The organism is Nocardia sp. NPDC058640 (genome assembly GCF_042716995.1).
Taxonomy (GTDB): Bacteria; Actinomycetota; Actinomycetes; order Mycobacteriales; family Mycobacteriaceae; genus Nocardia.
On sequence record NZ_JBHXRG010000024.1, the window covers coordinates 66,806 to 81,127 of the forward strand.

10 protein-coding genes are annotated in these 14,322 nt (G+C 68.3%); 2 read left to right on the top strand and 8 right to left on the bottom strand.

What is annotated here, in order from left to right; all coding sequences use genetic code 11:
- Window positions 1-39: 39 nt before the first annotated feature.
- Both ACFWU5_RS22325 and ACFWU5_RS22330 read left to right on the top strand, forming a co-directional pair.
- A complete protein-coding gene (locus ACFWU5_RS22325) occupies window positions 40-1,083 on the top strand; it encodes a ParB/RepB/Spo0J family partition protein (RefSeq protein WP_379245300.1) in 1,044 nt (347 codons plus the stop codon).
- Window positions 1,084-1,177: 94 nt separating this feature from the next.
- Window positions 1,178-1,888, top strand: a complete 711-nt coding sequence (locus ACFWU5_RS22330) for a GNAT family N-acetyltransferase (protein ID WP_379268598.1) — start codon at window positions 1,178-1,180, stop codon at window positions 1,886-1,888.
- Between the two features lie 63 nt (window positions 1,889-1,951).
- On the opposite strand, the gene ACFWU5_RS22335 is transcribed toward ACFWU5_RS22330, so the two are convergent.
- The 8 genes from ACFWU5_RS22335 to ACFWU5_RS22370 form a co-directional block, all read right to left on the bottom strand.
- Entirely contained in the window at window positions 1,952-3,166 is a 1,215-nt protein-coding gene (locus ACFWU5_RS22335; protein ID WP_379245302.1) for an N-acetylmuramoyl-L-alanine amidase, read from the bottom strand.
- A 132-nt stretch (window positions 3,167-3,298) separates the two neighbouring features.
- Entirely contained in the window at window positions 3,299-3,625 is a 327-nt protein-coding gene (gene trxA, locus ACFWU5_RS22340; protein ID WP_379268588.1) for a thioredoxin, read from the bottom strand.
- A 28-nt stretch (window positions 3,626-3,653) separates the two neighbouring features.
- On the bottom strand, window positions 3,654-4,640 hold the full coding sequence (gene trxB / locus ACFWU5_RS22345) for a thioredoxin-disulfide reductase (protein ID WP_379245306.1): 987 nt from the start codon (window positions 4,638-4,640) through the stop codon (window positions 3,654-3,656).
- Window positions 4,641-4,753: 113 nt separating this feature from the next.
- The gene (locus tag ACFWU5_RS22350) at window positions 4,754-5,506 is read right to left on the bottom strand and encodes a hypothetical protein (protein WP_379268590.1); all 753 of its coding nucleotides are present in this window, start codon (window positions 5,504-5,506) and stop codon (window positions 4,754-4,756) included.
- 83 nt (window positions 5,507-5,589) lie between these two features.
- Window positions 5,590-6,150, bottom strand: coding sequence for an RNA polymerase sigma factor SigM (gene sigM, locus ACFWU5_RS22355; RefSeq protein ID WP_379268600.1), 561 nt, complete (start codon window positions 6,148-6,150; stop codon window positions 5,590-5,592).
- Window positions 6,151-6,480: 330 nt separating this feature from the next.
- Window positions 6,481-10,128 carry a murein biosynthesis integral membrane protein MurJ gene (locus ACFWU5_RS22360; RefSeq protein WP_379268602.1) on the bottom strand — a complete coding sequence of 1,216 codons (3,648 nt, stop codon included), beginning with the start codon at window positions 10,126-10,128 and terminating at the stop codon, window positions 6,481-6,483.
- A gap of 1,113 nt (window positions 10,129-11,241) precedes the next feature.
- Complete coding sequence (locus ACFWU5_RS22365; RefSeq protein ID WP_379268592.1) at window positions 11,242-13,695, bottom strand: DUF6049 family protein; 2,454 nt, start codon at window positions 13,693-13,695, stop codon at window positions 11,242-11,244.
- A complete protein-coding gene (locus ACFWU5_RS22370) occupies window positions 13,692-14,147 on the bottom strand; it encodes an NUDIX hydrolase (protein WP_379245312.1) in 456 nt (151 codons plus the stop codon). Before ACFWU5_RS22370 ends, ACFWU5_RS22365 begins: the two co-directional genes overlap by 4 nt.
- Between the last annotated feature and the right edge of the window lie 175 nt (window positions 14,148-14,322).

The following is a 14,322-nucleotide window of genomic DNA, read 5'->3' on the forward strand; positions in this document are numbered from 1 at the left end:
GGGAACGCTGTGTGTGAACGAGGAAGGGATCAGTAGCCGATGAGTCAGGCGAAAAAGGGCGGTCTGGGTCGCGGGTTGGCGGCATTGATCCCGACGGGTCCGGCCGTGGCGCCGGGCTTGAGCAGCGCCGCCGCGAGCGTGATCGGGATCAATCCGATCGGCCCGCAACCGGCGGAGGCGTTCCTGCATCGCGTTCCGGACGTCGAGCCGGAACCCGAGACCGACGCCGCGGCCGAAGCGGAACTGGTCTCCCCCGGTGGCGCTGTGTACCGGGAGATCCCGGCGGAGCAGATCGAGCCGAACCCGAAGCAGCCGCGTCAGGTCTTCGAGGAAGACGCACTGGCCGAGCTGGTGCACTCGATCCGCGAGTTCGGGCTCATGCAGCCGATCGTGGTTCGCCGGGTCGATCCGGGCGTGGACAAGTTCCAGTTGGTCATGGGCGAGCGCCGGTGGCGCGCGTGCCAGGAGGCAGGACTCGCCGCCATCCCGGCGATCATCCGCGACACCGACGACAGCTCGATGCTGCGCGACGCGCTGCTGGAGAACATCCACCGCGTGCAGTTGAACCCCCTCGAAGAGGCTGCGGCGTATCAGCAGCTGCTCGAGGAATTCGATGTCACCCACGAGGAACTGGCGTCGCGAATCGGTCGCTCCCGTCCCGTGGTGACGAATATGATTCGCTTGCTGAAGCTGCCGATTCCGGTGCAGCGTCGGGTGGCGGCCGGGGTTCTGTCGGCCGGACATGCCAGGGCGCTGCTGGGTTTGGACGCGGGTGCGGACGCACAGGAAGTGTTGGCGGCACGGATCGTCGCCGAGGGTTTGTCGGTTCGGGCCACCGAGGAAGCGGTGACGCTGGCCAACCGCAACCCGTCGGAGGTCGCTCCCCTGGTGCCCAAGCGCAAGCCGATTCACATGCCGGGTCTGCAGGAAGTGGCCGAGCGGCTGTCGGGTTCCTACGACACTCGGGTCACGGTGAGCCTGGGCAAGCGCAAGGGCAAGATCGTTGTCGAGTTCGGGTCCGTCGAAGATCTCGAGCGCATTGTGGGGCTCATGGAGCAAGTCGGATCCGAAACGTCACTGTGACTGAAAGAGGCAGCAGGACAGTGGATAGTGATGTGGCGTGAGCGTGGATGAATCCGAAAGCTGGCGGCTGAACCGGGCGGCGCCGACCAGCGTCATGGCGTTGACTCTGGACGGGCTGGGACAGCTGCCTGCACACACGCGACGATGTGTGTTCTGGGAACTGGACCCGGCCGTGGCCGCCGACTCGCACGCGTTCAGCGATCCGGTCTTCGAAAAGGAAGCCTGGCTGTCGACGGTGATGCTCGAGTGGGGTTCGTGCGGGCAGGTGGCCCACGTGGACAACAACCTCGCGGGCTGCGCGCTGTACTCGCCCCCGAGCGCGGTGCCGCGGTCGTCGCTGTTCCCCACCTCCCCCGTGAGCCCGGACGCGGTCCTACTGACCACGCTGCAGGCCGAATTCCCCTACGACGAGGCCGATGTAGCCCACCACCTGGTTACGGCCGTGGTGGGCGATCTGGTGCGTCGTGGCGTGCGGGCGTTGGAGGCGTTCGGCATTCGTAACGGTCCGCCGTCGAGTTCGGTGGCCGATCGCGGGTTCGGTTCGTCGATGCGGTTGATGGAACGCATCGCGGCGCCGCTGCGCGATCCGTCGGCGGCGACCCGGTGCAGTCCCGAAACCTGCATGATCGACGCGGACTTCCTCGCCGAGGTCGGCTTCGAAGTCGTTGCCCCGCACCACCGCTTCCCCCGGCTTCGACTGGAGTTGGATTCCGATCACGGGTGGAAGGAAGACGTCGAGCGCGCGCTGGATCAACTTCTCGCGGCCGCGTCGATGGAACCGCCGACGCGCGTGGGCGTGCACTGAACTCTTAGACGAACGAATAAGGGCCCCGCGAGAAATCGCGGGGCCCTTATTCGTTGAAAGTAATTACACGCGAGGTGCCGGAACGTTGTCCGCCGCCGCCAGTTCTTCGGCCAGCAGTTCGGCGAAGGTGTAGGTGCCGGTGGGCTGGTCGTCCTGGCCGAGCAGATACAGCCGCTTCACCGAGATCAGAATCGCTTCGGCGATCACGTCGCGCATGCGCGGGTTGGTGAGCACCGAGGCATCGTGGGAGTTGGTGAGGTAGCCGAGATCGACCTGCACGGTCGGCATCTTGGTCAGCCGCAACAGGTCCCAGGTGCGCTGATGCGTGCGGCAGTCCTGCACCGAGGCGCGGGCCACCACTTCGCGCTGGATGAACCCGGCCAGCACCTGACCGATCATCGACACCGAACCGTGCGAGTTGCCCCAGTAGAAGCCGGCCACACCTTGCGCGGACGGGTTGTCACTGGTCGCGCAGCGCAGCGAGATCATCAGATCAGCGTCGAAAGCGTTGGAGGTTTCCGCGCGTTCGACATCGGTGGGGTTGGCGCCCCACGGCCGGGACAGGAAGGTTTCCATGCCCGTGGCGGCCATCCGGCCCTCGAGCCGCGACGCCAGATCCCACAGGATCTCCGACTCGAAAACCTCGCCGAATTCGGTGGGCACCGCGAAACCCTTGTCGGTGCCACCGAATCCGGGGTCGATGACGATCCGCTTGCCGGTGAGCTGCGGGCCCGCCCGGTGCACCACTTCTTCCTCGGCGATGCGATGCGGGTTGCCGCCGGTGACGCGCGCGCCCAGCAGATCCAGCGAGCGCAGGGTGTCGGGTCCGCAGATGCCGTCCGCGGACAGGCCGATCTCGCGCTGGAACGCGCTGAGCCCCTCGTGCGTGTGCGGGCCGAAATGCCCGTCCACCCGGTACACGTAGAAGCCCAGATCCTGCAGCTTGCGCTGCAGGGTGGCTACGTCGTCACCGTAGAGCGGTGCCGACAGTTGGTAGATCAGTGTGCGAGCACCCAGCCGGTAGGAGGCTTCCTTCAGCGCGCGATAGGTGGCCGGACCGACCACCCCGTCGACGAGCAGTCCGCGCTGCTGCTGGAACGCGCGGATCGCCGAATCGAGGGGCCGATCGAACACCGCCTCGGTGTCCTTCCAGAACTCCCCCACGTCGGACCCGTCCTGGGAGTCGCCGTGGGGCAGATGCAGAAGGCCGAGGCTTGCGAGGGTGCTCCGAACCTCTGCGACGGCTGGTCCTGAATCGCCGTGACGAAGTCGGTGCATGCGTAAGAGCCCTTTCTTCGGCCGGAGCGTGGCCTCGATTGTCTCAGACCCGGGCCGCTTTGCGGGAATCCCGGGTCCAGGCATCCTACGGCGCGTCGGCCGGTAGGAGGTGCTTTTATCGGATGCTCTGTGTTAGATGAGACCGTCGAGTTCGCGCAGCAGAGCGGCCTTGCCCTTGGCTCCCACGATCTGCTTCACCGGCTTGCCGCCCTGGAACAAGATCATCGTCGGCAGCGACAGGATCTGGTAGTCGCGGGCGGTGCCGGGGTTGGCCTCGGTGTCCAGCTTGGCCACGGTCAGCTTGTCGGCGTGGGTGCCCGCGATCTCCTCCAGCACCGGGGCGACCATCTTGCACGGGCCGCACCAGTCGGCCCAGAAGTCGACCAGTACCGGCTTCTCGCTGAGCAGCACGTCGTCGGCGAAGGACTGGTCGGTGACCGTGATGGTGTTGGCGCTCATGGCTTCTCCTGTTTTCAGTTGGGGGTTTTCAGTTGGTGGGGACCGCGGCCGAGCCGTCGGCGTGGTCGAGCGTGTTGGCGGTGATGTCGCCCTGTTCGGCCAGCCAGCGCTCGGCGTCGATCGCGGCGCGGCAGCCGGTGCCCGCGGCGGTGATGGCCTGCCGGTAGGTGTGGTCCACCAGATCGCCGGCGGCGAACACGCCTGCCACGTCGGTGGCGGTGCCCGGCTCGGTCACGCGCACGTAGCCTTCGCCGTCCATGGCGACCTGGCCCTTGACCAGTTCGCTGCGCGGGTCGTGGCCGATCGCCACGAACAGGCCGGTCGCGTCGAGCTGCGACTCCTCGCCGGTGCGGGTGTCGCGCAGGGTGAGGCTGGTGACGCTTTTCTCACCGTTGACCTTCACGACCTCGCTGTTGAGGCGGAACTTGATCTTGTCGTTGGCCTTGGCCCGCTCGAGCATGATGCGCGAGGCACGGAACTCCTCGCGCCGGTGCACGATGGTCACGCTCGCGGCGAACTTGGTGAGGAAGGTCGCTTCCTCCATGGCCGAGTCGCCACCGCCGACCACGACGATGTCCTGGCCCTTGAAGAAGAACCCGTCGCAGGTGGCGCAGGCGCTCACGCCGCGGCCGAGCAGTTCCTGCTCCCCCGGCACGTGCAGGTAGCGCGCGGCCGAACCCATCGCCAGGATCACCGCGTAGGCGGAGAACGTCTCGTCGCCGACGGTGACCTTCTTGACGGTGCCCGACAGGTCGATCGCGTCGACGTCCTCGGTGCGCAGTTCGGCGCCGAACCGCTTGGCCTGGTCGCGCATCTGCTCCATGAGGTCGGGCCCCATGATGCCGTCGCGGAACCCTGGGTAGTTCTCCACCTCGGTGGTGGTCATCAGGGCGCCACCGAACTGCGTGCCCTCGAAGACCAGCGGCTTCAGCTCCGCCCGAGCGGCGTACACCGCGGCGGTGTACCCGGCAGGTCCTGAGCCGACAATGATCAGGTCGCGAACTGGCGTGGTCATGAGGCCCTTCCGAAAAAGCATCTTGGGAACGTCTCGGTCAACACCAGCCTAATCGCTGTTGTTCCCGCCCCCGGGCCGGGTAATCCTCGTGCCCGCGCACTCCGGGGAAAGCTCTACCCGATATCCCGTACGGTCAGCTGCTGCGGTGCCCCGGTAGTGCACCCGGTCCCCACGACAAGCGCCGTGATCGTCGGCGCGACCGCCCCCTGCACCAACACCAGCACAGCATCCGCCCCCCGGAACGTAATATTCGTCGCCCCCAGCACCCCCCGATCGATCCCGTTGGCCCGCACACACCGAGTGAGAGCGGCCTCGTCCGCCAGCGGCCCGACCACGTCCCGCTTCCCCAACGCCCGCAAAGCGGCGGCAGTGGTGAGTTCGTCGGGACGGTCCGGTTCGGTAACAGGAGCGGCAGTCGGAGTGCCCTCGGTGGTATCGAACATGCTGACCATCGCACCCACACCCGCGAGCACAGCCACCGCAGCGGCCGCCGCGGCGAGCAGGCCCATCCGCCGCCGAGCCCGGTACCGGTCCATCGGAATCACAGCCGCGACCCGTTCGGTGGTTTCGTCCGGCCGCATCGGCGTGATCCGCTCGGTGGGGCCCTCCCCCGCGTCGAGTTCGGCCACGAATCGGAACATCCGGTCGGCCACATCGTCGGGCATGGGGTGCATGATCCGGTCGTCGGCGGCCAGTGTGCGGAGGTGGGTGTTCACCTCGTCGAGCTTGTTCAGGTAGTGCAGCGCGTCTACGTCGGTGCGGACCATCGGCCACAGTTGCTCGCGCAGATCGGGCGCGAGGTTGTCGGCATGCAGATCGGCCAGCAGTTCCGACGGGAACGGAGGCTGCGGTACGGATCGAGTCACCCTCGCACCTCCCCTGTTCTGTCGATATCGGATCGCAGGATTACATCGCTGACTTGTTCGTCACTGTTTATGACGCATCTCGACTAGTTCCGGTTCCCTGGATCCCGGAAAAATTCCAAACGTTCTTGCAAACGTACGCGCGCTCGGGCGCAGCGGCTCTTGATGGTGCCTTCCGCCACGCCGAGCGCAGCGGCGGCTTCGGCCACGCTCCGCCCCTCCATTTCGGTCATGACCAGGGCCAACCGCTGTTCGTCAGGGAGGGTGAACAACGCCTCGCTCACCACCGTCGACAATTCGTAGTGGCCGTAGGCGTCGTAGGGGTCCACCGCCTCGGGCATCGTGTCGGGTGTGATCCACACCGCACGGCGGGTCTTGTTGCGCCGGATCCGGTCCAGGCAGGCGTTGACCACGATGGCGTGCAGCCAGCTGCGGACCTCGGATTCGGCGCGGAACGAGTCGGCGGTGCGGTGGGCGGAGAACAGCGCGTCCTGCAGACAGTCGGCGGCATCCTCGCGGTTGTAGGAGGTGCGCAGCGCGGTCTGCCACAGGTGGTCGGAGTGGCGACGCAGCAGTTCGGCGAACACGTGCGGTTCCCCGCGCACGTGGGCGGCCAGCAATTGTTTGTCGCTGCCGTTCTCGAGCAACGAGCGGACGGCTGACGCCCCCTGCCGCGGCGACGCACCACGGACTTGCTCGTTGACCTCCGACGACAAAACGGACCCCTAGACAGCGCTCATGACGGCGACTTCACGTCGGCGAGCGAGCCGATCCATCACCTGACTACTTACGCGGCGTCCAGGATCGACGTCGACAGATCCTGGGGAGCTCCCAACCGGGAGTGCGGGCCCATCGTATCGTCGATAACAATCGCGCACCAACCGGACCGCGGTTCGGTGAAGATCGACAAAGGGCCGAGGAAAGTTCTCCCACCTGCACTGATGCCGGTGGCGAAGGGTTTTTCGGAGCGGGCCGTGTTACGGGGCGGCGTCGAAGCGGACGTCGGCGATCGCGGTCTGGAACTGCCCGCCGGAATTGGCCAGCCCGGTGATCCACACGAGCACGAAACGCGCGGCCTGATCGGTCTTGACGGCGATGTCTGTGACCCCGTCGCCCAGCGTGGCCGAGCCGATCAGCTGAGTCTGATCCAGCGTGGGGGTCTCGGTGGGCGAGGTGCGGATCTCCACGGTGCTGCCCGCGCTGGGTGAGGTGATCGACACATTGGTCAGCTTGGCCGGCGTCGGCAGCGTGGCCAGCAGCCCCACGCCCTTCTTGAGGGCGGGGAACTGCTGGAAGTACTGGTCGGTGCGCCACAGCGTGGTCGCGTTGTGGTCCAACACCGCGCCCGCCGCCGCGGCACCGTCGGGGGTGCCCTCCGGGGAGAACACCGCGGCACCGGTGACCGGCACCGGCACACTCGTCGGCGGTGCCGCGGGATCGGAGGCGGGCGGTGCGGACGCCGCGGGCGGCGCCACACTCGAGGTGAGCCCGATATTGATCTGCTGGTCCAGCGGCTTGTCCGACGCGCCGGGCGCGAACACGCTGACCATCCACCAGATCAGCACGCCGACCACCAGCGCGGCCAGCACGCCGAGGCCGACCATGATCCACATCATCCGCTTGGAGCGTTCGCGTTCGGCGGCCAGCAGTTCCGGGTCGGCGAGCGAATCGGCACCGGGTGCCACCGCCCGCTGACCCAGTCGTAAGACCGGAATGAAATCGGTCTTCTGATCCACGACCGACGCCTGCTCGAGCACGTGCTGCACGGTCGCGGCGGTGCGCACACCCTTGTTGGATTCCAGCGAACGGACCGCGACCGCGGAGATCTCGAACGGGACCTCCGGCCGGATCTGCCGCGGTTCCACCGGGGTGCCGTCGGGGCCGAAGTCGGCCAGGCGCAGACCGCCGATGGTGGCGGCGTTGCCGGTGACACCGCCGACCCGAAGGGGCCAGCGCGCGGTGATCAAGGCGTAGAGCATCGCGCCCAGGCCCCGGACATCGGATTGCGCGTCGGAGTCGCCGAGCGTGGCCGGGAAGGCGAGCACGGCGTCACCGGAGGCACTGATCCTGATCCGGTCGGGATGATCGATCGACAGCGAACCGCCGCCACGATGGGCCAGTTCGGCCGCCGAGGCCAACGCCCGGATCGCCCTGGCCGCGCCGATCGGCGACGGCACGGTCTCGGCCATCTCCCGCAGCGAACGACCGGGGGTCCACTCGGCCACCACGATGCCGCCGGAGCTACCGCGCACCACATCGAGCACGCGCGCCAGACCCGGCGAGTTGATCCGGCCCAGTCGCAGCGTGCGCGACAGCACCGCCTGCGGCCCGTCGTGCCCGGAGTTCTCGCTCGCGGACTGATCGGCGTCCACGAACGTCAGCGCGACCTCGCGATCGAGCTTGATGTCCAGCGCCTGCCAGAACTTCAGCCCGCGCGCACCGCCGTGCCCGGCCAGCAGCCGGTAGCGGCCACCCGCCACGGACGCGCCGGGAATGAGCTTGGGACCGCGTTGCGCACGGTTGGCCGCGGCGCTGGGTGGCACCTGCGGCGGGATCGGCAACATTCCGGTGTCGTGCGTGGGATCGTGCGGCGGCATGGCCGGACGCGCTTGTTCGCCGTGCGTATCGCGTTCGTCCGGCGCGTGCTCGGAATCCTTCGAGTCCGGCGCATCGGGCCCGACATCGGTGGACATTCCTGCTGCCGCGCGCGCCGCAGAATCAGCGGCCGGGACGCCGCCCACCGCGTCATCGCTCACCCTCGGTCCTCCTTCGGCCTGAAAACCCGTGTCGGTCTGCGGAACAGCGTACGGGAACTGTGGTTTACCGGTGCTGTCAACAGCCCCCGGTCGGATTACCGGCAGCACCATGGTCTGGGTGTCCAAAGACTGGCCGTATGCGGGGAATCCGTACGTATCGGGTCTGCGCAGGATGGTGGTCGCGTAGATGTCGTCGGACGGGGTGTCGTCGAGTCCGAGATCGGGCGCGGGCGGGGTGATGCCGAGCTTGCGCGAGACCGCGACGGTGATCGCGACGACCTCGGGTACACCGGCCAGCCGCATCAGGGCAAACGCCACGGTGAACATCACGATCGCGCCGACGGTGACCCGCAACAGCGACGCGGGTCCGCCCTCGAGCTGGTCCATCCGGGTGACGGTGTCGACGATCAGCATCACCGCGCCACCGGCCACCGACGCCAGCACCACGCGGGTCACCGTGCGACCCACATTGGACATGCGCAGGTCGCCGAGACTGCGGTGCAGCAGGATGCCGCCGATGATCGCGCCCGCGGTGAAACCGAGTCCGGTGGCCACGCCGAGGATGATCACCACGTCGTCGCTGTCGCGGGCCAGCACCGGTGCCAGGCAGGAGAACAAGATCTTGATCGCGGTGATGCCCAGGATGATCCAGGTGGGTGTCCACGCCTGTTCGCGGGCGTAGAACACGCGCAGGTGGATCAGCACCAGCGAGTACGGGATCAGCGAGAACGCCGACCAACTCACGGCCGCGCCGAGGCGTTCGGCGTCGCCGGCGAACCGGGCGTACCCGTACAGCGCCTCGCCGACCTGCGGGCCCGCCAGCGTCAAGAACATGACCACCGGGATCAGCGCGATCATGGTGAGCCTGGTCGCCACGGACAGGTCGTCGACCACCGCGGGGGTGTCGTCGTTGGCGGCGTTGCGGCTCAGGCGCGGCATGATCGCGGTCAGCAGGGTGACGCCGAGGACGCCGTACGGCAGTTGCAGCAGCAGCCAGGCGTTCTGGAAGATCGCCGGACCGGCTTCGTCGGCCGAGGACGCGATGTGGTTGGCCACGACCAGGCCGACCTGGCTGATCAGCACGTACAGGATGATCGCGCCGCCCATTTTGCCGAACTGCTTCAGGCGCGCGTCCACTCCCCACAGCGGTCGCAGGTTGATGCCGTGCCTGCGGATCGCGGGCAGCAGACTCAGCGCCTGCACCGCGACACCGGCGGTGATGCCGATGCCCAGCGTCAACAGTTTCGGGTCGCCCATTCGCACCGGATCCAGGCTGATCTCGCCCGGGGTCAGCGCGTAGACCGCCAACACCACCAGCACCACGATGTTGTTCAGCACCGGCGCCCACGCACCCGGTTTGAACGCCTGTCTGGTGTTCAAAATGGCGGTGAACAGCGCGGACATGCCGTAGAACAGGATCGCGGGCACCAGCAGATAGGTCAGCGCGGTGGTCAGATGGGTGTTCACCTTGCCGTCGGCGGCGACGAACACATGCGTGGCCAGCACCGGGGTCGCGGCCAGGGTCAACACGGTCGCGGCGAACAGCACCGTGAACGCCGCGGTGACCAGTCTGCGCACGAACGCGGCGCCGTTGTCGGCGTCCTCCTGTTCGGCGCGGATCAACGTCGGCACCACGATCGCGGTGAGCACGGCACCGAGCACGAGCTCGGCGATCATGTTCGGGACCAGGTTCGCCGAGGTGAACGCACTGGCGATGGCGGGACCGAGCACGGTCAACAGCAACAGCTGCTTGGCGAACCCGGTGATCCGGCTGATCAGCGTCGCGACGGCGATCGACCCGGAATCCTTGAGCAGCTTTGCGTTGGCACTCATCGGAGCGGCGCCCGACGACTCCTTCTCGGCGGACATCTTCTTGGGCCGCGCGATGACCTGAGTCCGCTCGGACGGATCTGCTACCCGACGATCGTCGACGAATCCGGCAGGCTCACGCCGAACCTGACCGACGGGCGCAGCCGGCATCCCCGGAAAACTCGGACGCGGCGGCGCGGGCCGAGTCGGCTCCGGCGGACCCTGCCGACGATCGAAACCCTGCTCCGGCCGAGCCTGCCGCGGAATCGCACCGGACTGCGGCCCACGCGGGGGCCCCGGCCGCTGCTGCGGGAACTCGCCCGAACGCGGGGCGGGACGTTGCGGAGGTAAAGGACGGCCGTCAGGGCCGAACGCAACCGGGCGCGCGGGCGGACCAACCGGTCGCTGCGGCGGGCCTGGTCGCTGCGCAGGCCCTGGGCGCTGCTGCTGCGGGAACTCACCCGAGTGATTCGCCTGACCGGGTGGCCGTTGACGAGGAGGCGGCCCAGGGCGTTCGCCGTGCGGCGGGCGCTGCTGGTCCGGCCCGAAGTCGGCCGATCGGGGCGGCAGGTTCGGTTCCTGGCGGAATCCACCTTCGACGCGACGGTCGGCAGGAGGCTGCGGCACATCGCGGTCGGGTCCGGGCCGGAAGTTCGCCGGCGGCGGTTCGGGCCGATAGCGCGGCTCGCCCGGCGGCATGGCAGGTCGAGGACCCGCACCCGGTCGGTCGGGGGTCGGACGTGGTCCGGCGGGCTGGTCAGGCCGGTATCCGGCCGGTGGCTGAGGCGCTGCGCCGGGATGACGCGGAGGCTGACCGGGCGCGGGCGGACGGGGCATCCCCTGCTGGTCGAACTCCCGCGCGGGCGGACGTCCATCTCGCGGCTCGGGCCGATATCCGGGCCGTCGATCCGCGTTCGGGACGGCTTCGTCGCGGTCGGCGTCCTGTCCGGCGGTCATCGCGCGCTCCCACGGCGCGGCGGGGGCCCGGCGCAGTGTCGGGTCGTCGCGATGGTCGTCGTGGTCGCGCGGATGAGCGGAATCATCGTCGCTCATCATGCCTCCTGTACCCGGCGTAACCCGCGAATCCCGCCGGTCCGGTGAGCGTTTCGCTCACCCGTGCCACTGCTGTCCTTGTCTGTCATGGTGCCTGTCTCGCGCGTCAGGCGGGTGGGTTCACTGCCGTTGCAGCCGCGCACGTGCTCGCCGCAGTCGGCCGGCCCGTTCGACGGTGTCGGGGGTGAACCCTTCGTCGGCGGGGTCGGGTTGGCCGCGGAACCGCCGCAGCAGTCGGCGTCCGGCCAACAGCAACAGCAGTATCGCGGCACATCCGGTAATTATGGCCAGGGCTTGACCGTAGGCATTGGACCGGACGGAGACCGAGGTGGGCTCTCCTAGCGTGATGCCGTCGGGGGTGGTAAGGCTGATCGGAATCACCAGCTTACGGCTGTCGGACACCTCGGTCGGGATCTGAAATGACCGAGTTCCGGACGGCGGAAGCAGCTGTTCGCCGATATCGGTGATGTTCGTCTCGGCCGGTGCCTCGATCCGGAACATCACCCGGATCGCCACGGGCAGTTCATTGCGCGCGACCAGCAACAACGGGCTCTGTTCCGACGCCAGCGTGTACACCCCGCCCGGCGGCAGCACCGACACCGAGGCGAACATCGCGTCCAGTTCGCGGGTGGCCTGGTCGATGCGGCGTCGCGCGTGCAGGTCGGCGAGCGTGTCGTTGTCGGCGCGTCGGTCGGACAGGCTCAGCGCGCGCAGCAGATCCTCGCGTGCCGGTGTCATGAACGCGAGCGGCGTGAGTTCGGATTCCGGTAGTTCGACCAGCGCGTTCATCAACTCGGTGACCCGGGCACCTTGCGCGCGCACCGGCTCGATGAACTGCTGCGGCGCCGCGTCTTGGGCGGCGCGCGGCAGATATTCCAGGGTGAACGGTTGCGGGTCCGGCGGTGTCGCGACGAGTTCGGCGAAACTGCGCGGGGTCGCGAGGTGATTGCGGGTGAGCAGTTCGACGTGCTTGAGCAGCGCCACGCCCTCCTCCCGACTGGCACCCCACTGCTGCGGCGGCATCAGCAGCTGCGATCGCGGCCGGTCCGGCGCCGGATTGAGCGAACTCCACGCGATCGCGCCGAGCGCGTCCTGCAGCCGGGCCGCGCGCGAGTCGTTGGTGACGTCGAACCGCACTTTCGACGGTGTGAACGACGGTGTCGGCGGACTCGAACCGACCGCGGCCAGCGCCGTCGCCGACCAGATATCGAAGGTGGTCACCCGCAGCGCGGGATCGGTGGGTGAGCCAGCGGGCTGTTCGACACTGACCCCGGGCACTCGAACGACATCGGGCGCGGCCTGCTCGCCACCGACCACGACACCGGGCGCGAGCGTGGTCGGCGCGGTGGTCAGCGCGTTATCGGTATCGACAGGCGCCCCGTCACTCGACACCGCCGAACTGGCCAACACCGCCGTGCCGAACCCGTGCCCGCGCAGCAAGTGCCCCGCCGGATCGTCGATGGTGCCCGAATCGGGCAGGCTCACCCCGCGCATCGACTGGGTGGCCAGAATCGAGTCGACCACGTCGGCGGGCGCGAGCAGGGCCCGCGCCGACAGTCCCGGATCGTTCACCGCGGCCAGCGCCGAGATGTCGACCTGGGCGAACGGCAACGCCACCGTGCACATCGACCCGGCCAGCGCCCGCAGCCGGTCCAGCCACTCCTGCGCGGCCACGGCCCCTGTCCCCTCTCGGGTGGCGCCGCTGGGATCGGACGGGCTGGCCAGCACCCGGTAGCCGCGCGTCATGGTCTGCACGGTGGACACCAGATCGGGATCGATGGCGATGCACACCGACCCGGCCACCCCTTTGTCCTTGCCGGGCGCGGGGGCCACGGATTCCAGCGCGGCGACCAACTGTTCCAGCCGCCCGCCCTTGCCGACCGAGACCGCGAGTTCGTCGTCGAGCAGTTCGACCTCGCCGTGCACTGACCCCGGTTTGCCCGCGACCATGCGCGGCCGGTCGGCCAGCGGCCAGATCATCGTGGTCGCCACGGGCGCGACGGTCGGCGGTGCGGCGGCGGGTGGTTCGGTCGGGTCGGTGCCGGGCAGGCCGAGCACCGGGAGCAGGAAACGGGCGTCGTCGAGCCGGGCCTGCGTGCCGTAGGCGGGCTCACCGTTGACGTTGAGCAGCAGCGGATACACGCCGGGATCGGTCAGGCCCAGCGAGGCCTCCGACCCCGCGCGCAACGCGATACTGACCGAGAACTGCTTGCGCTGACCAGGATTCAACCGCTCGGTCACATCCTGGAACGGCCCCGTGACCTCGTAATTCACCTGGTCCAGTCGCAGCGAACTGCGCAACCCGCTGGGCGAATCGACCGCGGCCGCGCGCTGGATCCGCACGCTCACGTCGTCGACGGCCCGGTCGCCGATATTGGTGACCGTGCCCGAGATCGTCAGTTTCTGGTCGCTGCTGGTGGTGACCGTGCCCGGCGCCACCGCGTCCAGGGTCAGTTTGAGGAACTTCGGCGTGCCCGACCCGTCTGTTTGAGCGTGCGCGACCGCGGGCAGCAGCGTCATCGAACCCAAGATGGTCAGGACCGCCGTGATCAGCCGGAACAGTCCACCCGTCATCGCTTGCCGGTCTCCATCCGGTCGATCATTCGATTCGCCACTTCGGCCAACCGTCGTTCGTCGGCGTAGGCCAATCGGGAATCCAACTCGCTCAGCGGAACCCACGCAACCTGGGTGACCTCGACGTCGGCGTCGGACAGCTCACCGCCCAGACACCGCAGCAGGAAATGGTGCACGGTCTTGTGTACCCGCCGACCCTCGGTGACGAACCAGTAATCGATACTGCCCAGCTCGGCGACCACTTCACCGTCGATCCCGGTCTCCTCGGCGACTTCGCGGATGGCGGTCTGCTCGCAGGTCTCACCGGCTTCGATGTGGCCCTTCGGCAGCGACCACAGCAGACGTCCGCGACGGTCGGTACGGCCGATCAGTGCGGCGGTGCGCTGTTCTTTAGGTCCGTCGAGGCCTTCGACGACGAGTCCGCCCGCGGAAGTCTCACGCACGGTTCGCATACGCGGTTTTCCAGCATTGTTCGCCGAACCGCGCCGCCGCGGCTGGCGGCGTCGACTGTTCGCGCGATCGGCCGGAGGAGACACTCCGCCAGCTTAGCTGTGTTTATTTTTGCGGCACCTGCGGTGCCGCGGGGTTTGCGCCCCCTTGTGTCCCGCAGTTGGGTGGACCATTTAT